Origin of the sequence: Metabacillus mangrovi, assembly GCF_009711125.1 — a bacterium.
Taxonomy (GTDB): domain Bacteria; phylum Bacillota; class Bacilli; order Bacillales; family Bacillaceae; genus Metabacillus_B; species Metabacillus_B mangrovi.
This window is the reverse complement of record NZ_WMIB01000007.1, coordinates 115,878-135,579: the sequence shown is the minus strand read 5'-3', so window position 1 is coordinate 135,579 and position 19,702 is coordinate 115,878. Positions and strand designations below refer to the sequence as shown.

At 47.6% G+C, this 19,702-nt stretch carries 17 protein-coding genes; 14 read left to right on the top strand and 3 right to left on the bottom strand.

What is annotated here, in order from left to right; translation table 11 throughout:
* The first annotated feature begins 95 nt into the window (after positions 1 to 95).
* Positions 96 to 1,535 (top strand): N-acetylglucosamine-specific PTS transporter subunit IIBC, encoded by a 1,440-nt coding sequence (gene nagE, locus GKZ89_RS09685; protein ID WP_155112202.1) that lies wholly within the window; start codon positions 96 to 98, stop codon positions 1,533 to 1,535.
* A 531-nt stretch (positions 1,536 to 2,066) separates the two neighbouring features.
* Here the strand turns inward: nagE and GKZ89_RS09680 are convergent.
* Positions 2,067 to 3,491, bottom strand: coding sequence for an excalibur calcium-binding domain-containing protein (locus GKZ89_RS09680; RefSeq protein WP_155112201.1), 1,425 nt, complete (start codon positions 3,489 to 3,491; stop codon positions 2,067 to 2,069).
* A 207-nt stretch (positions 3,492 to 3,698) separates the two neighbouring features.
* On the opposite strand from GKZ89_RS09680, the gene GKZ89_RS09675 reads away from it, so the two are divergent.
* The 10 genes from GKZ89_RS09675 to GKZ89_RS09630 all read left to right on the top strand — a co-directional run bounded on the left by GKZ89_RS09675 (position 3,699) and on the right by GKZ89_RS09630 (position 13,349).
* Positions 3,699 to 3,893 carry a helix-hairpin-helix domain-containing protein gene (locus tag GKZ89_RS09675; protein ID WP_155112200.1) on the top strand — a complete coding sequence of 65 codons (195 nt, stop codon included), beginning with the start codon at positions 3,699 to 3,701 and terminating at the stop codon, positions 3,891 to 3,893.
* Between the two features lie 78 nt (positions 3,894 to 3,971).
* Positions 3,972 to 4,895, top strand: coding sequence for an ABC transporter ATP-binding protein (locus tag GKZ89_RS09670; protein ID WP_155112199.1), 924 nt, complete (start codon positions 3,972 to 3,974; stop codon positions 4,893 to 4,895).
* Positions 4,892 to 5,980 carry an ABC transporter permease gene (locus GKZ89_RS09665; RefSeq protein ID WP_155112198.1) on the top strand — a complete coding sequence of 363 codons (1,089 nt, stop codon included), beginning with the start codon at positions 4,892 to 4,894 and terminating at the stop codon, positions 5,978 to 5,980. The genes GKZ89_RS09670 and GKZ89_RS09665 overlap by 4 nt, the downstream gene beginning before the upstream one ends.
* Positions 5,981 to 5,983: 3 nt before the next feature.
* Positions 5,984 to 6,226: a group-specific protein gene (locus GKZ89_RS09660; RefSeq protein WP_162356664.1), complete on the top strand. Its 243-nt coding sequence runs from the start codon at positions 5,984 to 5,986 to the stop codon at positions 6,224 to 6,226.
* Positions 6,227 to 6,363: 137 nt separating this feature from the next.
* Positions 6,364 to 8,397, top strand: coding sequence for a catalase (locus GKZ89_RS09655; protein WP_162356662.1), 2,034 nt, complete (start codon positions 6,364 to 6,366; stop codon positions 8,395 to 8,397).
* A 126-nt stretch (positions 8,398 to 8,523) separates the two neighbouring features.
* Entirely contained in the window at positions 8,524 to 9,798 is a 1,275-nt protein-coding gene (kynU, locus tag GKZ89_RS09650) for a kynureninase (protein WP_155112196.1), read from the top strand.
* Positions 9,799 to 10,440 carry an arylformamidase gene (kynB, locus tag GKZ89_RS09645; protein ID WP_155112195.1) on the top strand — a complete coding sequence of 214 codons (642 nt, stop codon included), beginning with the start codon at positions 9,799 to 9,801 and terminating at the stop codon, positions 10,438 to 10,440.
* On the top strand, positions 10,430 to 11,257 hold the full coding sequence (gene kynA, locus GKZ89_RS09640; RefSeq protein ID WP_338324913.1) for a tryptophan 2,3-dioxygenase: 828 nt from the start codon (positions 10,430 to 10,432) through the stop codon (positions 11,255 to 11,257). Before kynB ends, kynA begins: the two co-directional genes overlap by 11 nt.
* Before the next feature lie 111 nt (positions 11,258 to 11,368).
* Complete coding sequence (locus GKZ89_RS09635) at positions 11,369 to 12,652, top strand: M48 family metallopeptidase (protein WP_155112194.1); 1,284 nt, start codon at positions 11,369 to 11,371, stop codon at positions 12,650 to 12,652.
* Positions 12,653 to 12,839: 187 nt separating this feature from the next.
* On the top strand, positions 12,840 to 13,349 hold the full coding sequence (locus tag GKZ89_RS09630; RefSeq protein ID WP_155112193.1) for a hypothetical protein: 510 nt from the start codon (positions 12,840 to 12,842) through the stop codon (positions 13,347 to 13,349).
* Between the two features lie 486 nt (positions 13,350 to 13,835).
* On the opposite strand, the gene GKZ89_RS09625 is transcribed toward GKZ89_RS09630, so the two are convergent.
* Positions 13,836 to 14,357 carry a DinB family protein gene (locus GKZ89_RS09625; RefSeq protein ID WP_155112192.1) on the bottom strand — a complete coding sequence of 174 codons (522 nt, stop codon included), beginning with the start codon at positions 14,355 to 14,357 and terminating at the stop codon, positions 13,836 to 13,838.
* Positions 14,358 to 14,546: 189 nt separating this feature from the next.
* Between GKZ89_RS09625 and GKZ89_RS09620 the strand changes: the two genes are divergently transcribed.
* Positions 14,547 to 15,176 carry a 5-bromo-4-chloroindolyl phosphate hydrolysis family protein gene (locus GKZ89_RS09620; protein ID WP_155112191.1) on the top strand — a complete coding sequence of 210 codons (630 nt, stop codon included), beginning with the start codon at positions 14,547 to 14,549 and terminating at the stop codon, positions 15,174 to 15,176.
* Complete coding sequence (locus GKZ89_RS09615) at positions 15,173 to 15,973, top strand: toxic anion resistance protein (RefSeq protein ID WP_155112190.1); 801 nt, start codon at positions 15,173 to 15,175, stop codon at positions 15,971 to 15,973. The genes GKZ89_RS09620 and GKZ89_RS09615 overlap by 4 nt, the downstream gene beginning before the upstream one ends.
* Positions 15,974 to 15,997: 24 nt before the next feature.
* Here the strand turns inward: GKZ89_RS09615 and GKZ89_RS09610 are convergent, their stop codons facing one another.
* A complete protein-coding gene (locus tag GKZ89_RS09610; protein ID WP_155112189.1) occupies positions 15,998 to 17,119 on the bottom strand; it encodes a histidine kinase N-terminal domain-containing protein in 1,122 nt (373 codons plus the stop codon).
* Between the two features lie 301 nt (positions 17,120 to 17,420).
* On the opposite strand from GKZ89_RS09610, the gene recQ reads away from it, so the two are divergent.
* Positions 17,421 to 19,574: a DNA helicase RecQ gene (gene recQ, locus GKZ89_RS09605; RefSeq protein ID WP_155112188.1), complete on the top strand. Its 2,154-nt coding sequence runs from the start codon at positions 17,421 to 17,423 to the stop codon at positions 19,572 to 19,574.
* Positions 19,575 to 19,702 lie beyond the last annotated feature (128 nt).

The following is a 19,702-nucleotide window of genomic DNA, read 5'->3' as shown; positions in this document are numbered from 1 at the left end:
TTATAGGAGGTGGGACATTACCTGACAAGTATGAGGAGAAGGACTTTGGAATGCGTTTAAATGGAAACAGACAAGAGATAAAGGGGGAAATCAGCATGATGAAATACATGCAGAGAATTGGCCGGTCACTGATGCTTCCGGTTGCCGTGCTTCCGGCAGCAGCGATTCTGCTCGGAATCGGCTATGGAATTGATCACGAAGGATGGGGTTCAGGTAACCAGCTCGCTGCATTTTTGATTAAAGCAGGAGGATCGATTCTTGACCATCTTGGTGTTTTATTTGCGGTCGGGATTGCACTTGGGATGTCAAAAGACCGTGACGGTTCAGCCGCACTGAGCGGGCTCGTCGCTTTCCTTGTAGTTACCACACTGCTGTCGGCAGATTCTGTAGCTGTCATCCAGGGCATACCGCCTGAAAATGTGAACGCTGCTTTTACAAAAATTGATAACCCGTTCATCGGGATCTTATCCGGACTTATTGCTTCTATTATGTATAACCGTTTCAGCCAGGTAAAACTCATTGATGCCCTTGCCTTCTTCAGCGGAAGACGTCTCGTGCCGATCATGTCCGCGCTGGCCATGATCGTGGCCTCACTGATCCTGCTTTTCGTTTGGCCGGTTGTCTATACAGCTCTTGTATCCTTTGGAGAGGCGATTGCAAGCCTTGGCTTTGTGGGAGCGGGGCTCTACGGATTCTTTAACCGCCTCCTCATTCCGCTCGGGCTTCACCATGCGTTGAACTCCGTGTTCTGGTTTGATGTCGCGGGGATTAACGATATCGGGAAATTCTGGTCCGGTGAAGGAACAAAAGGCGTCACCGGCATGTACCAGGCAGGATTTTTCCCTGTGATGATGTTCGGTCTTCCGGCAGCGGCGCTCGCCATGTACCACACAGCAAAATCCAAGCAGAAAAAGCAGGTTGCCTCTCTTATGCTGGCCGCCGGTTTTGCCGCCTTTTTGACAGGGGTAACAGAACCGATCGAGTTTGCCTTCATGTTTGCAGCGCCTGCACTGTATGTCGTTCACGCTGTGTTCACCGGATTATCGCTTGCGATTGCCGCGTTCTTTGGCTGGACGGCCGGCTTCGGCTTCAGCGCCGGTCTCATTGACTTTGTGCTCAGCTCCGGGCTTCCGCTCGCCAATTATCCGTTCATGCTGATTTTGCAGGGATTGGTGTTTGCGGTGATCTACTACTTTGTGTTCCGCTTCCTGATCGTCCGCTTTAACTTCAAAACTCCGGGCCGCGAAGATGTGGAGTTGCAGGAAGCAGCGGCACCGGCTGCGGCGGGAGATAAGTATGCCGTCATGGCTGCTGAGATATATGAAGGTCTCGGCGGAGACAGCAACGTCACGTCCATCGATAACTGTGTGACCCGCCTCCGCGTGGAAGTAAAGGATATGGAGGCCGTCAACCAGCAGAAAATCAAATCCACCGGCATCCCGGGAATCAACATCGTCGGCTCCAACAGCATCCAGGTCATCGTCGGTACGTCCGTTCAATTCGTAGCGGACGAAATGCACAAACTAAGAAAATAAGATGATAGAATAGAGGAAGAGCATGGAAAAAAAGGAGAGTGTAAGCCGATGCCGGGTTTATTGCTTGAGTTTGTTCCCCTCTTCCTCTTTTGCTGTCTGGGGTTTTATCTGATTAAGGTAGTTTACTCGTTTTTGGGTAAGATGGTACAAGCAAAAACGGATCCCAGGTCCAGGCTGCATCGCACGTCCGGTATTTTTGCCCGGATTGGGCCTAAAATGAAGGCAGAGGACTGCATTTTGATGGGTTTGTTTACGATATTGTGGATGAATATGGTGGGATAGTGGATGAATGGGGATTTAAAAGCGGTCTCCTGGTGCTCCACCTGAACCCCGCTGCACGATATCGGCGAAATTTTCAATATATCGACGAAAATCGTAATATATCGTCGATAATCACTATATATCGGCGAAAATAAAAATATATTAGCGAAAATCGTGATATATCGATTTTTCGGGGGGATTCGACACAATCTCGAACTATAGATATCTTTTATAGATAAAAAACCACAACGATTGGTTGTGGTTTTCTAATTATTGATCACAAGCTATTCCATCCCGATCCCTATCCAGCTTTGTAGAATATCCTGGGTCACCTTCTCTAATAGGCGCAGCACCGGCTGCACGAACCGCCGAACAATTTTTATAGAATACATTTTGAACCACGGCTTCTTCTTCTGCTTTTCGCTCTTCCTCAGCTAACCGTGCGGCTTCCTCTTCTTTTCTTTGCTCTTCAGCAATGCGAGCTTCTTCTGCTGTTTTTTTCTGCTCTTCAGCAATGCGAGCTTCTTCTGCTATCTTTTTTTGCTCTTCGGCAAGACGTGCAGTAGCTTCTTTCTTTTTTTGCTCTTCAGCAAGACGTATAGCTTCTTCTTGTTGATTTTCTTCTGTTTTTGCGGAGGCAGCTGTAGTTTCCATTTTGCTTTCTTGTGCAGTGCTGTTCTCAGAGCTGTTTATTTGACTGGAGCTATTAGCCGCTTTTTCTTCAGTTGGCGATTCACCAAAAATAGTAGAAATCCCTATAAAAAAAATTAAAAAATAAACTAGCGAGGCAATAGAAGATTTCCACCACTTACCGGAACGAAAACCCAGGATTTTTTTATACCATTTTCTTTTCAATATTGATACTTGTATGCCACGTTCTATAAGAATAGCAGCGAACTCTTTTCCAGAATTGTTTAATACTAACTTCCCCTCGTTAGTGTGAAGTTCTGTTTTTAAAGCAAAATAATCAATGTTTACATGATTAAAGAAAATGATTGGCCATACTTTTATAGGGGTGGCTTTCCGTTTTTCCTGATTGTATTCATACAGGTAAACCTTCTCATCTACTACAATAAAGTTACCCTTCTTCTTTTCCTGAACAAAAAATCCTTCGGTTACAATCTGTGATTGAGTATGTTTTTCTTTTAAAAGCCTTGCTCCGTTTGAAGAAACTCCTTTATCATCCCGTTTCATAAGGAAAGGTGTTATTTTTATTCCATTTAACTTTAAATGATCCAATTTCTGAGCATGAAGGAAATAATCAAAATTGTGGGTTACAGTCGTAAGGATTTCTTGGGAGGGATTATGAATTTTTTCTTTCAAAGTGAAAAAGAACTCGTCTGTATCATCATTTTTTTTAATATCATCAAACTTATAAAAATATCCGTTTGAATAAAATCTGATTACCCATTCGTTTTTATCTTTTCCGTCTGCTACTAAGCCTAAATCTCTCATGCAATTAAAGTGAAAAATTTGTTTGTCCCTGCTCGAAGCGAAAATAAGTTTATGATTAGTTATAATAAGTACACCGTTTGAATCGTTATTGTACTTTTTATCAAGCTCTGCTTCTATTATCTTTAGTACGAATTCCCCGTCAACCAAAACGGTATGCTCGATATGATTGAGAGTTTTTTTAAACTTTGTTGTAACATACTTTTGAGAATGGGTAGGATTATTCCCTATCCAAAGATTCATTGTTATTCCTCCGCTTGTAAGTTTATTCTTATTGGTAGTATAAAAGCTTTAATATATTACCATCTAATTAGGGGGGAGGGTAGTCTTTAGTGCTTAATAATTCAACTTGAGATAATAGTAATACGTATTTATGGGTTATTAGTCCTGTAATAAAATTGTGATTTATCTCTATTGAAAATGAAAGCAGAAAAAAGGAGAGAATCCAAAATGAGCGAAACCCAAATCCCCAAAATCGGCAAACCCGCCGAGCGCGCCCTGCAAAATGCCGGAATCACAGAGCTGCATCAGCTCAGCAGCCTCAAAGAGTCCGAGCTTGAAGGGCTTCATGGAGTTGGTCCGAAAGCGATTGGCATCCTGAAGACCGCGATGGCGGAGCACGGAATTTCATTTAAGCAGGGATAATAGATCTGCGTAAAGAATACATACCTATATAAATTAAATCGGGGCAGCGCGACACTGCCCCATTTCGGAGTGTGGAAAATGAGTGATTCAATTATCACCGCAGATGGCTTAGTAAAAACATACGGCGATTTTACCGCTGTAAACGGGATCAGCTTTAAGGTGAAAAAGGGAGAAGTGTTCGGCGTTCTTGGTCCAAATGGTGCTGGGAAGACGACGACGCTTGAAATGCTGGTCGGTTTGAGGAAGCCGGACGGAGGTTCCGCTGACATCGGCGGATTCGATGTTGTGAAGGACTTAAATAATGTGAAAGAAGTGATTGGTGTACAGCTGCAGTCGACGACCCTGTTTGAGCTGCTGACGGTGGAGGAGATCCTCCATCTGTACGCAAGTTTTTATAAAAAGCAGATTCCAATTCAGCCGCTGATTGCCGATATGCTGCTGACAGATAAGACGAAGAGCCGGGTGAAAAGCCTGTCAGGCGGCCAGAAGCAGCGTCTTGCAATCGCGCTTGCTCTCGTGCATGATCCGCTGATTATCTTCCTCGATGAACCGACGACAGGTCTCGATCCGCAGGCAAGGAGAACACTCTGGGATATTATTTTCAGCCTGAAGGAAAAAGGAAAAACGGTCGTTCTGACGACACATTATATGGATGAGGCCCATGTTCTCTGCGACCGTATCGCGATTATGGATCAGGGGAGCTTAATTGCGCTTGATACGCCGTCCGAGCTCGTGCGCAGCCTGCAATCGGAGAACGCGGTCGAATTCCGCTTTGAAGAAGACAGTGCCGCACTTGATTTGAACACGATCGAGGGTGTCAAGCAGGTAGGGTCACAGCAGGATGCGATGATTTTATATACGGATCAGCTCCAGACCACGCTGACGAGCTTGATTCAGACTGCAGACAGCCACGGATTAAAGCTTGCCGATCTGCAAATCCGGACAGCGACACTTGAGGATGTCTTTATTCATATGACCGGAAGGAGTTTGAGGGAAGCATGAAGGCTTATTGGCAGTTAACATTAACCCAGCTGCGGATTTTTCTAAGAAACCGTCAGGTGCTGTTTTGGACACTCGCTTTCCCGATTTTTCTGATGGTGATGCTTGGCTCTTTCCTTGGCAGCGGCAACAACATGTCGGTGACGGTAGGAGTCGTTGACCAGGATCAATCGGCTGAATCAAAATCGTTCATTTCTTCCTTGGAAAAAAACAAGGCAATGAAACTGGAAAAAGCAGCGGACGAAAATCAGGCGTTCAGTGAAGTGAAAAAGGGTAACCTGCAGATAGCGGTTGTTATTCCGAAAGGATACGGAGAAAAATTTGCACAGAATACGCCTGTTTCACTGCCGTTATACTACGATGAAACGAATGCCACTGTCTCGCAAATCGGCATCCAGCTCGTAAACGGTGCGGTCGATCAGATCAGCAAAGAGAAAGCTGGCTACGAGCCTGCAATTGTTACGGCTCCAGAGGGAATCGAAACCCTGAATCTGCAATACATCGACTTTCTTGTGCCCGGGATTGTGGCGATGATGATCCTGAGCAACAATATGAACGGAGTCGCCGGACAGATCGCGGCCTGGAGAGAGCGGGGCATCCTGCGGCGGATGCAGGGCACGACTCTTAAAGCTTCGACCTTTATCGCTGCCCAGATAACGGCACGCCTTATGCTGAACGGGCTGCAGGCGCTCCTTGTGCTCATTATCGCCCAGCTCGTCTTTGGTGTGGAGGTCCGCGGGTCCTGGCTAACACTTATCGCTTTTGTCATTATCGGCACCCTCGCGTTCATGGCGATTGGCTTCATCATCGCGGGCATTGCCAAAACCCCGGAGAGTGCAGCCCCGATTGCCGGGTTCCTGTCGTTTCCGATGCTGTTTCTCGGCGGCGTTTTCTTTCCGATTCAAAACATGCCGGAGTTTTTGCAGCCGATCGTGTATGTCCTCCCGATTTCGCATCTCAGCCATGCGTTAAGGGAAGTCATGAATGTCGGTGCTTCCTTTATGAGCCTCGGAACAGAAGCGCTTATCCTTGGCGGCTGGGTGATTGGCGCTTTTATCGCGGCAAGCTATACGTTTAAATGGGAATAGGAGGTGAAGCAGAAGAGCTGCAGTATAGACCACAGTCTGGAGGACGTCCTGCAGAAGCTGAATGACCAGCAGGAGCACCTCCCGCAAAAAACGTCTATGGATGTGGAAAGCTTTTTGAACCGGAGCCCCTCTCAGGAGTCCCTGAATGAAGTGTTCCATCTTTTGAAAAAATATGACCTGGCATCCGCTGAAGAACAGCAGGAACGGAATCATCAGCTGACCGCCATCGTGAAAGCAGAATCCTGAAACAAGGGTTCTGTTTTTTTGTTTGGCTATGTTGATTGGGGCTGTCTGCCGGCTATTAATCAGCACTCAAGTTTACTAGAATTTTCCGTTTAAAACCGTCTTTGAAGGGTAGAGTACAAGATACATATCCAAAAGGGGTGTCATTGGTGAAGAATCGCAAAGATGAGCAGCTTGAGCAGTACCGTGTGAAGGATGAGGGCGAAAAACTGACGACGAATCAAGGCCTGAAGGTAGCGGAGGATGAGTTTTCGCTGAAAGCAGGAGAGCGCGGGCCCACATTGCTTGAGGATTTCCATTTCCGCGAAAAAATGACCCATTTTGACCACGAACGGATTCCGGAGCGGATTGTGCATGCCCGTGGTTTTGCAGCCCATGGGGAATTTGAAGTGTACGAGTCTATGAAAGAGTATACGAGGGCCGGATTTTTACAGGATCCGGGAGTAAAAACACCGGTATTTGTCCGGTTTTCAACGGTAGCGGGATCCCGTGGATCGGCAGAAACAGTAAGAGATGCGCGCGGATTTGCGACGAAGTTTTACACGGAAGAGGGGAACTACGATCTGGTTGGGAACAACATCCCTGTGTTTTTCATACAGGATGCGATCAAATTTCCGGATCTGATCCATGCGGTAAAGCCTGAACCTCACAATGAAATTCCGCAGGCGGCTTCTGCTCATGATACGTTCTGGGATTTCGTGGCCAACAATCAGGAGTCAGCCCATATGGTGATGTGGACGATGTCCGACCGGGCGATTCCGAGAAGCTTCAGGATGATGGAAGGCTTCGGGGTCCATACATTCCGCTTCGTAAACGAAGAAGGGAAAGCCCGGTTTGTAAAGTTTCACTGGAAGCCGGTGCTCGGAACGCATTCCCTCGTATGGGATGAAGCACAGAAGATTTCAGGAAAGGATCCTGATTTCCACCGCCGTGATTTATTTGATTCGATCGAGAACGGGGATTATCCCGAGTACGAGCTCGGCGTTCAAATGATCGATGAAGAGGACGAATTTACGTTTGACTTTGACCTTCTAGACCCTACAAAACTGTGGCCGGAGGAGGACATCCCGGTAAAAATCGTCGGCAAAATGACACTGAACCGCAACGTGGATAACGTGTTCGCAGAAACGGAGCAGGTTGCTTTCCATCCGGGACATGTTGTACCCGGCATTGATTTTACCAATGACCCTCTGCTTCAGGGACGGCTGTTTTCTTACACAGACACCCAATTGATCCGTCTTGGCGGCCCGAATTTCCATGAGCTGCCGATCAACCGTCCGGTCTGTCCGTTTTTCAACAACCAGCGTGACGGATACGGCCGCCACACGATCAACAAAGGCCAGGTCGCTTATCATAAAAATTCACTGGCAGCGAACACACCGGCTCCGGCCCGCCCGGAAGAAGGCGGCTATACCCACTACCAGGAAAGAGTGGAGGGCTATAAGGTCCGGGCCCGCAGCGACAGCTTCCGGGATCATTTTTCCCAGGCTGCTCTCTTCTGGAACAGCATGAGCGAAGCGGAAAAGCAGCATCTGATCGATGCCTTCAGCTTTGAGCTCGGGAAGGTCGAAAGCGAATCTGTGCAGAAGCAGGTCGTGGACATGTTTTCAAATGTCAGCCTGGAGCTCGCACAGGGCTTTGCAGAAGCGATCGGTGTGGAGCCTCCTCAAGCGGGGGGAGCAAGCTTGGAAAAATCATCTCCGGCACTGAGCCAGGAGAACACGAAGAAAAGCCCGGCGACAAGAAAAGTCGGCGTGATTGCGGATGATGGTTTCAACAGTGAGGAAGTGGGAGAAATCCTGACCGCGCTTCAGAAAGAAGGCATCCAGCCGGAGATCATCAGCAGCAAGCTCGGCAAGCTGAAGGGTACGGACGGAAGCGAACTGAAGGTGAAGCACACCTTCCTGACATGTGACTCCGTATTATTTGACGCTGTCTACGCGGTTGGAGGAAAAGGAGCAGGCAAGCGGTTTTATAAAGATGCATCCGCATTCCTGCAGGAAGCCTTCACTCACTTCAAGCCGATTGGTGCAACCCATGAAGGAGAAAGATGGCTCGAGGCACAGGAAATGACAGGCGAGCCGGGAGTCATCACCGGCCACGCACCGGATGAATTTGCTGCGGCATTTACCGAGGCGATTGCTGCCCACCGTCACTGGAACCGGGCGGTGTAATAGAAAGAGCGGCTTCCGATAGGGGAGCCGCTTTTTTAGTGGAGTCTGGAAGAAGCTCTTTTTGACAGCGCTCTCACCGCTAAAATATACTTCTTGTAGACTGCAATTCTTGAAAGGGCTGATAAAATGACGGAGAAATTCACATTGGAATATGCGAAAACCTTGGATCAGGCTGACCCTCTGGCGCATTACAGAGACGAATTTTGTCTCATAAAGGATACGATTTACCTGGACGGCAACTCACTTGGTCTTCTTTCCAAGCGATCAGAGCAGGCGGTGGAGGACGTCATGCAAGCGTGGAAAACCCGCGGTATTGACGGCTGGACAGAGGGGGAACAGCCCTGGTTTTACCTGCCGGAAAAGCTGGGTGAGCTGATGGCGCCGCTAGTTGGGGCAGAACCGGATGAAGTGATTGTGACCGGCTCCACAACGGCGAACCTGCATCAGCTCCTGGCCACTTTTTATGAGCCGGAAAACGGGAAGACCAAAATCGTAACGGACGAACTTAGTTTTCCGACGGATATTTACGCTTTACAAAGTCAGATTGCGCTGAAGGGACTGGATCCGGAAGAGCATCTTATCAAAGTGAAGAGCCGTGACGGTCACACCCTTGACGAAGAGGACATCATCCAGGCGATGACGGAGCAAGTCGCAGTGGTCGTCCTGTCTGGTGTTCAGTACCGCAGTGGCCAGGTTCTTGACATGGAAAAACTGACAAAGGCTGCGCACGGGCGGAACATTCTGATCGGATTTGATCTCTGCCACTCGATTGGTTCGGTTCCTCATGACCTTTCAGGCTGGGGCACAGACTTCGCTTTCTGGTGCACGTATAAGCATTTGAACGGAGGACCGGGAGCTGCCGGCGCATTGTATGTGAACAAACGCCATTTTGGTGTGCAGCCGGGGCTTTCCGGCTGGTTCGGTTCAGACAAAACGAGACAGTTTGATATGGAGCATGAATTTGTGTCCGCCGGCCACGCCGGGGCTTTTCAGATGGGAACGCCGAACTTGCTGAGCATGGCTCCACTGAGCGGATCGCTTGAAATTTTTAACGAAGCTGGATTACCAGCAGTCCGAAAAAAGTCCCTGGAGCTGACCGGGTATATGATGGATCTGATCGGCCATGAGCTTGCCGGATACGGCTTCCAAGTCAGAAATCCGGCTGATGAAAGCAGGGGAGGCCATCTGTTTATCGAGCATCCGGAAGCGGCGAGGATCTGCCGGGCACTGAAGGAAGAACGGATCATCCCTGACTTCAGGGCGCCGAATGGAATCCGTCTCGCCCCCGTTGCTTTATACAATACGTTCGAAGAAGTCTGGCAGACGGTCCAGAAGCTGAAAAAGATTATGGACGGAGAGACGTACAAAAAATTCGAGAACAAACGGGGAGTGGTGGCGTAAATGAAATGGATCGACATCACCCAGCCGCTGAACAGCCGGATCGGCCACTGGCCCGGCGATGTGCCGTTTTCAAGCGGGCTCAAGCTTACGAAGGAGCAAACCGGTTCGGTGAACATCGGGAACATGTCGATGAGTCTTCATACCGGGACCCATGCAGATGCGCCGTTTCATTTCAGTGACACCGGGTCCACCATTGATGAACTTGATATCCACATTTTTATCGGCCCGGCAAGAGTCATCGATTTATCAGGTGAAACGGAAATCAGCAGGGCAGCACTTGAGAAGCATAGCCTTGAAGGCACGGAAAGGCTTTTGATCAAAACAGCCGTTCCGAACCGTCCCGAAAACTTTCCAGAAACGATCGTTCCCGTTCTTCCGGATGCCGGACCACTTTTAAAGGAAAAAGGCATCTTCCTGATCGGGGTGGACGTTCCATCCGTTGACCCGCTTGACAGCAAAGAAATGGAGTCACACCATGCACTGTATGAAAACGGCATCCACATTCTCGAGAACCTGATGCTCGACACTGTGGAAATCGGGGACTACGAACTGATCGCACTCCCCCTTCCTATTACAGGAGGCGACGGCAGTCCGGTCAGGGCGGTCATCCGTAAATTGGGAGGCGGGAAAGGTGAACAATAAAGAAGAAAAGTCCATCCACACAGATTTCAAAAACAGCATGACCTACGGGGAATACCTGCAGCTCGACCAAATCCTGTCCGCTCAGGTGAGACTGTCGGACCATCATGATGAAATGCTGTTTATCATTATTCATCAGGTGAGCGAGCTTTGGATGAAGCTGATTTTGCATGAGCTCCATTCTGCCAGTGCAGCAATAGAAAAAGAAGACCTGCCGACAGCCTTCAAGCAGCTCGCACGCGTCTCCAAAATCCAGTCCCAGATTATTCAGGCGTGGGATGTGCTGTCAACACTCACTCCTTCTGAATACATGGAGTTCCGGGATAAGCTCGGCCAGGCTTCCGGCTTTCAGTCTTATCAATACCGGCTGATCGAGTTTGCGCTGGGCTATAAAACTCCCCATGTTCTGAAAATCTATGAAAAGGATGAAGAACTTCATGCAAGACTTGCGAAAGCCTACCGGGAGCCGGGTCTGTACGACATCTCCATCCGTGCCCTTGCAAAGGCAGGCCTTGCGATTCATCCCGGAGTTTTGAACAGAGATTACACAAAACCATATCAGCAGGACGGTTCGGTTCAGGCTGCGTGGCTTGAGGTATACCGGAATACCGGCCAATACTGGAACCTGTATCAGCTTGGAGAAAAGCTGGTCGATATTGAAGACTGGCTGCAGCAGTGGAGATTCCGGCACATGAAAACCGTCGAGCGGATCATCGGTTTTAAACAGGGAACCGGTGGCTCTTCCGGAGTGAATTACTTGAAAAAAGTACTGGATCAGCGCTTTTTCCCGGAGCTTTGGGACTTGAGAACGGAAATATAGAAGGCGAGCGGATATTTCCATGCAAAAGACCTATATTAAAAGCCGGAACGGTGATAAAATAATTCTCTGATGAGTAAAAAAATAGAAAAAAAGAGGAGAATTTCCTGAACGATGAACACCGTCCAAAAGCCGCTTGTCCACAAGTATGAAGAAATCCTGTTTGTATTCTGCCTCCTATTCAGTATCTCGATTTTCCTGTCTTTATTTATTTCTATCATTGGTATTCTGATCGTGGCGGTCCTCGGCCTTTTCACCTGGTTCAGCCATGCGATGTTCATGGCGCATATCCAAGTGAACGGGGTTCGGTTAAGAGAAACGCAGTTTCCCCTTTTATATGAAAAGACCGTCCTTTTAAGCAAGAAAATGGAATTGAAAAAAATGCCTGAGGTTTACATCATTGAATCCGGCGGAATCCTGAATGCTTTTGCCACAAGAATGTTCAGCCTGTTCGGGAAGGATTTCGTCGTGCTGTACTCCGACTTTGTGGAGCTTGCAGAGGAAGCACACGAAGATGAAGTAGAATATGTAATCGCCCATGAGCTTGCCCATATTAAACGCAATCATATCGGAAAGAACTTCTTCATTTTCCCGGCGATGTGGGTTCCGTTTTTAGGAGAAGCCTATTCAAGAGCGTGTGAATACACGTGTGACCGGATGGCTGTTCATTATACGGGGAAGCCGGACAGTGCCATTCGTGCACTGTTGGTTTTCGCAGCCGGAAAAAGGCTGTTTAAACAGGTGCAGCTCCCTGAATTTCTCGAGCAGTACAACGAGAAAAAAGGGTTTATCATCACATTGATGGAACTCTTCTCCACCCACCCGCCGCTTCCGAAGCGGATCAGTGCGATTGAGTGGTATGCAGAAATGCCTGCTTCCGCCACAATCGGAAAAACCACCAAGTACACCGTTACCGTAATCGTTGCTGTGTTCTTTGTCTTCCCTGCTGTTTTTGCAGGAATTGGATTGCTTGGGGTAAAAGCAGCCGAAACGTTCGAAGGCGTATTTCCTGAGTCAGAAGAAGAGTATTATGAAGAAACCCCTCTCACAGAAGCGGCTTTTAATGAAGACACTGAAGAAGTGGAAAGACTGCTGCTGGAAGGGGCCAATCCTGACGAAGGGAATAGTTCCGGCGAGACGGCCCTTGTACAAACAGCCTACACCAATGACGTAGAAATGGCGGAGCTGCTTCTCGAATACGGTGCGAACCCCAATACGCTGGATGAATACGGCTGGACGCCGCTCATGACTGCTGCCGAAAACGGGTCCTCTGAAGTAGCCCGTCTTCTGATCGAAGCCGGTGCCGATCCGGATATCCTTAACAGCGACGGAGAAACCGCCCGAAGTCTTGCTGAAGCAAACGATTATGAAGAAATTGTTTTTTTGCTGAGCCAATAAAACCTTAAGAGAAAATGAATCTTCCTGTTAAGCAGACCAAATCATAAGATTTGGTCTGTTTAATTTCCCGCGGCTGCTGGATATTACCTGCCGTAAATACAATAATAAAAACCAAACAGTGATCTGTAATTTTATGTTAAACTAAATACAGAATATGGATTTAATTTTGCGGAGGTGGTGTGTGCCGATGAAAATGACAGACCTTTTAAAAATAACGATTTGTATGGCTTTAGTTTTACTTGCCGGCTGCTCAAAACCAGAAGAAACCAACAAGGAAACAATTAAAAAGGTTCTTGAACAAGAGTTAACAGCTCCGGATAAGGAGCTAACGGAAATAACACAGGATCCTGAAAAAAATGAAAAACTTGATCAATACCTGGAAAAGAATTACGGTCCATACTTTACGGAGGCTGGTTTACAGAATTTCATAGCTGCGTACGGAGGCACTCAATACCATTCTTATGCTGACCATTCAGGTTATAAGCTAAGCTTTAAGGATGTCACATTTGAGCAAGATGAGAGCGACTCCAATCTTTATACCTTTGCAGCGCGCGTCGGTTATATGAAAAGTGGCGAGGAAGAAAAAACGGCAAATGTAGAAGGAAAAGTGATCTTTTCTGCAGAAGAAAAAGGGCAAATAGAGGCGTTCCAATACGGAAACGACGATGGCTTGTCGGATATCTTGAGAAAACAATAAATCTCAATGGAAAACGTCTGGATCGTACAATCCAGACGTTTTTTTATTCGGCAGTTGGTATGCGGAAAGGGTATTTAAGCACCGTTCGGAGTGCTTTTGGTGTTAGTAAGCAGACCTGCGGGCAAGCTGGAATTTTTATCTTCGAAACTGGGATTTTATCTTCGAAATTGGGATTTTATCTCCGAAATGGTGACTTTATCTTCGAAAATAAAAATATATCTCCGATAATCAGACTATATCTATTTTTCGGGCGGTTTCGACACGGCAGCCGGAGCAAAAAGAGAGCCAATCGCCCTCCTGAATCAGGATATCGGCGCTATTTTAAATATATCGGTAAAATTAAAAATATAGCGGCAAAAATCCTATGATATCGGTCAAATCAGCTATGAATCGGTTTCCAACCAACCCCAAGCCCGTCGACCAAACCCCAAGCCCGTCGACCAAACCCCAGCCTGCCAATCAAATCTACCCCGGAACATCAGCCTGTCAGCCCTGCTCCAAATACCGCTCCCTCAAAACCCCGACATGATGCAGCTCATGTCCGGCTATAATGGCAGCGAGGGCAAGTACGGTTACTTCAGAGCCATTGGCTTTGCCTCTCCTGTTCAAGGCGTCCGGCTGCAGGGATTTCAGCAGGGTAATGGTGGCGCGCCGGACTGCTGTCATGTTTTCCAGCAGCAGGGAGAGGGGGATCCGGTTGAATTCGGCCTCGCGAACGTAGCTATCATCCGGATAACCGGGGAATTCGCGCTGTTCGCCTCTTGATAGGCAGAGCAGGCGATAGGCCATGATGCGCTCTGTGTCTGCGATGTGGCCGATCACTTCTTTAATGGTCCATTTTCCTGGTGCATATGAAAATAGCGATTGTTTTTCAGAAAGGTCCTTTGTCAGTGCCGTCCATTCCGAGAGCTGGTTTTCAAGAATTTCGATCAGATCTCCTTCCGGCAATTCGCGTATGTATGCTTCATAGTAATCATGGTAATCCTGTTTTGCAGGCCGCTGGATCATTTTCAACACTCCTTTTTCTATAGTATAGCTGAAAAAGAAGCTACGCCTCCGGACTTATGTGCGGGTACTTATGCAGGTCTATGGAAGAAGACGGTAAAATCGTGTACGATAGCAATAAGAAAGTGTGAAACCGGATACGGGTGTGAAACGTATGATTTAGCAAGAAATTCAAGTCAGGAGTCGATAGTGATGAATCGGTTCATTACACATACAACGGGTGTTTTTGTTTCGCTGCCGGTGATGTCGGCCGTTTGGCTGACGGCTTTTTTTCCAATGTCTATGCCTTATCTTTCCTCATCAGGGATTGCTCTAGCAGGGGGGGCGGCAGCATACGGCACAGCGGCTGCGGTTGTTCATGCGCGCTTCTTGAAAAAAAGCGGTCTGACACGAAGTGAGTACCGTTATATACAGAAAAATGTAAAAGAAGCGAAGCAGAAAATGAACCGGCTGAGCCGGGCGTTATTTTCAATCCGCAGTGTCTCCCTTTTGAAGCAGACAGTGGATCTCCTTCGAGTCGTGCGGAGGATCTGCAAGCTTGCTGAAAAAGAACCGCAGCGCTTTTATAAAGCCGAATCCTTTTTTTATAATCATTTGGACTCGGCGGTGGAAATTACGGAACGGTATGCTTTCCTGTCCCTTCAGCCGAAAAAGAACAGCGAGATTCAGTCCTCTTTGAAGGAAGCGAACCGGACTTTGAAGGAGCTGACCTTTACGATGGAGGAGGATCTTTTCCAGATGCTGTCGGATGACATCAGCAGCCTCAAATTTGAGAACACTGCCGCAAAGCATGCCATTGATCAAAAGAAGGATTTGAAATGAACGAGAACGAAGAACGGAAAGTAGAAAAGATGGCGGACAGCATTTTCAGAAAGGATCTTTCAGAATTTGGGGTTCCGGCTCAGTCCGGTCTGCTGAAAATTTCCGCTCAAATGATGGAGTATGTAAAAGAGAAGGACCGGGGACAGACGGGATTGGTTCTGAAGGAAATTATGGATAAGCTTGATGAAGCGGACCCGCTGAAGCGAAGCGGCTTTTTCTCAAGATTTTTGCCTGGGAAAACTCCGCAGGAGCTTCTTTCAAGGTACCGGAAAATGAGTGTGCAGCTGGATCGGGCAGCCCTCAGACTTGCCGGAAGCAAGGACCTCCTTCTTGCCGATATTGAGATGCTGGATGATCTGTACGAGCAGAATGAGGCTTTTCACAGGGAACTGAACATCTGTATTGAAGCAGGCGAGCGCAAGCTTCGGGAACTTCACCCGGAGGAGGAGGCCGCTGAGTCACTTGACCGCAGGCTCTATGATTTAAAAATAAGCCGGGAGATCGCGAGGCAGACTGCTCCGCAGATCAAACTGATCCAGCATACGAACCGGCTTTTGATCGGCAAGATCCAATCTTCTGTGCTCACTGCGATTCCTTTATGGAGAAACAGGATAAGCATGGCATCTGATGTGCTCAGGCAGCAGAATGCAGAGGATGCCCCGAAGGCGCTGTCTGACGAAAAGGAGGCACTTCAGCGGAATTTGGAGGAGTCACTGCTGATTCAAAAAGAAGGCTTTATGCAGAGGGAGGATGCTGAGCGAAAGCTTGCTTCCCTCCAAATTAAAAAAGGAGTGTAAGCCCTTCGCGGTTTACACTCTTTTTTACAGGGCAGGTAAAGTGATGGTGAATACTGTCATTTCTTCATTGGAGGAACAGGTGATAGAGCCTCCGTGTTTTTCAACAATCTTTTTGCACACGTAGAGACCGATGCCGGTGCCGAGTTCTTTTGTCGTAAAAAAAGGTTCGAAGATGGTGCTGATGTTTTCAGGAGGAATGGCAGGGCCGTTATTGGAAATCGAAATAAATGCCTCTCCGTTTTCCTGAAAGCCTTTCACGAGCAGGTTTCTCGGTTTATCTTTCTGCTTGAGTGCATCAATTGAATTGATAAATAAATTCAGCAGCACCTGCTTCAATTCATCCCGGTAGGTGGAGATGACCAAACCATCTTCAAAAGAGCTGCCGACATGAACGTCTGATTCTGCGATGCTCGGGTAGGTCAGTTCGCGGATGTCATCGAACAGCTTTGCGATTTCGGTATCTTCTTTTTCCGTTCCGTTAAAATCCGCTTTGGATGTATGAAGGAACTGGGTGATCCGGAAATTGAGCTGGTTCAGCTCATGATTGATGATGTCGAGATACTGCAGCTCAGGATGATCATTTTTCAGAAGTTTCACAAAGCCCATTACCGAGGTTAAAGGATTCCGGAACTCGTGAACGAAGCTTGATGACATCTGGCCGAGCAGGGCAAGCTTATCTTTATGATTTTCATGAATGTATGTATTTTTCTCGCTGATGACCTTGTTCTTCAGGTTTGTATATTGAGTCACGGCGTAATAAATGAAAACATCAAACTGCTGATTCATATGGCTGATGAAAAACCCCAGGTCTTTGACTGGAATATCCGTATGGAAAATATTTCGGACGAGAAGGCTTCTTCCGGCATTCACATTATAAACAAAATCACCTATATTGGAATTCGCTTCAAGCCGCTCGTGTGCCACTTTATGCGCAAGAGCTTTCATGCTTTCATCCGAAAGCTTACCCCCGACTGCTTCTTTAATCAAAGAATACATCTGCGTGCCGTTTTCTTTGATTTTCTCCTTATGGGGATCTACCTTGCGGATGAAAATCGTCCTATGCCATTCGGATAAAAAGTGGGACTGTTGTTCTTCAAGGAAGCGAACCAGGATTTTTTTATGTGATTCAAGCAATGAACGATCCATGTTTCCCCTCATTTCCTGCTTTTGCAATCTATCAGACTCCTAGGTTATTCGACAAATCCAGCGAAGTTCCTTCTTCCCGGTAAGAGCTCTGGACTGAAAAATGCAGAATATTTGCAGAAAACAAAGAATTACAGATGAGAAAGAATCCTCAAACTGCCGACACTGCACAAGTCCCTTATTCATCAGACTCGTAAAACCTTATTCTCTGTTTTTGCAAGAAGACAGGAATGCCTCTATAATTAACATTCAGTGAGAACAATTTGATTCGTGAACATGCGATGTGATAGAGAGGATGACCTCAATGCTCGAACAAGCCCGGCAGCTGCTGGAAAAACACTATGGGTTTTCTTCCTTCCGTCCTGGGCAGGAGCGGGCTATTCAGTCTGTGCTTGAAGGAAACGACACATTATGTGTAATGCCTACGGGAGGCGGAAAATCGATATGCTATCAGATTCCCGCTCTTGTAATGGAAGGAACCGCCATTGTCATTTCCCCGCTGATTTCCCTGATGAAGGACCAGGTGGATGCTTTGCTGCAGGCCGGTATTCCGGCTGCATACATCAACAGCTCCCTTTCGGCGGCGGAAGCGGCAGAACGGATGTCCTCCGCAAAAGAGGGAAAATACCAGCTTCTGTATATTGCTCCCGAACGTCTGGAATCCCCGGAATTTATGAGCCGCCTGATGGAGCTTCCCATTCCGCTTATAGCGGTAGATGAGGCTCACTGTATTTCGCAGTGGGGCCATGACTTCCGGCCGAGTTACCAGCGGATCAGCCGCATGATAGACCGGCTGCCCCAAAAACCGGCAGTAATGGCATTGACCGCGACAGCCACAGAAAAGGTGCGCGAGGATATTTGCCTTTCTTTGAATATTGATGAATCCAATACAGTCATAACAGGTTTTGCCAGAGAAAACTTGTCTTTTTCCGTTATTAAGGGGCAGGACCGCCAGCGATTTCTGAAAGAATTTCTAAAAAAGAACGCGTCAGAATCGGGCATCATTTATGCGGCAACGAGAAAAAATGTCGACCAGCTGCATGAGGGGCTGATGAAAAACGGGATTTCCGTTTCTAAATATCATGCAGGGATGAGCGATAACGAGCGGATCAGCGGCCAGGAGGACTTCCTGCTCGACCGCACCACTGTGATGGTAGCCACGAATGCCTTTGGGATGGGGATCGATAAAAGCAACATAAGGTACGTCATTCATTACCAGCTCCCCAAAAACATGGAGAGCTATTATCAGGAAGCCGGCAGAGCAGGGCGGGATGGTCTGGACAGTGAATGCATTCTGCTTTATTCCCCGCAGGATGTTCAGGTTCAGCGCTTTCTGATTGACCAGTCCGGCGACCGGTTCCGGATGCCGCAGGAGCTCGAGAAGCTGCAGCTCATGACGGATTACTGCCATACAGAAGGGTGCCTGCAGCAGAAGATCGTCCGTTATTTCAGCGGAAACGACATACCGCCGTGCGGCCGGTGCGGTAATTGCACGGATAACAGGGAGAGCAGGGATGTTACAAAAGATGCCCAGATGGTTCTTTCATGCCTCGTCCGGATGGGGCAGAAACGGTATGGTAAAGCTCTGCTCGCCCAAGTGCTGACCGGTTCACAAAATAAAAAAGTGCTCGATTTCGGCTTCAGCAGCCTTCCTACTTATGGAATCATGAAAAACAGAAGCGCAAAGGACGTTACGTCCTTTATTGAATTTTTGATATCACAGGAGCTTATTGCAGTGGAGCACGGAACGTATCCGGTCATCTATGTCCACCCGAACGGGAAGGATGTTTTGACTGGAAACCGGACCTTATTTCGGAAAGAAGCCGTTCAAACGAGGGAAATCGCGTCCGGTGATGAATTGTTTGAAGCTCTCCGCGCCGTCCGAAAATCGCTGGCTGAAAAGGAAAGTGTACCGCCATTTGTCATTTTTTCCGATACTGCACTAAAGGACATGTGCATCAGGCAGCCGGCGGACGAAGCAGATTTCCTGAATGTATCAGGAGTCGGACAGCATAAGGCAGATAAATACGGAAAAGCCTTTATTGAAGCCATCCATTCATTCAAAGTGCAGCATCCGGACTATGAACAGGCCACGGACGCTGCAGCGCCTGCTGAAAAACCGTCACGCAGCAAAGCTTCAGCCAATTCCCATCTTGATACACTCAAAATGTACAAGGAAGGAATACCGGTTCAGGACATTGCAGCGGAACGGGACCTCTCTGTCATGACTGTCGAAAATCATCTGATTAAATGCCTGGAGTCGGGTGAGGAAATGAATAGGGAAAAGCTTGTTCCTACTGAGTACAGGAGTCAAATTGAAGAAGCGGTCAAAATGGCTGGCTCTGACCGGCTGAAGCCAATAAAAGAGCTGCTTCCTGAAGGCATTTCCTATTTTATGATAAAAGCGTATCTCGTAATGGCCGGCCAGAATGAGAATAAAATAGAAGGGGATGCTTAAAAGGCATTCCCTGCTCTTTTTTATTAGATGTAATAGTTCTAAAGTATTGTTTATAAAATGGGTAATACTACCTTAATTCGCCAAAAGTAGACAAATCCTCCTCGAAAGGGTAGGATATTGAATGAACA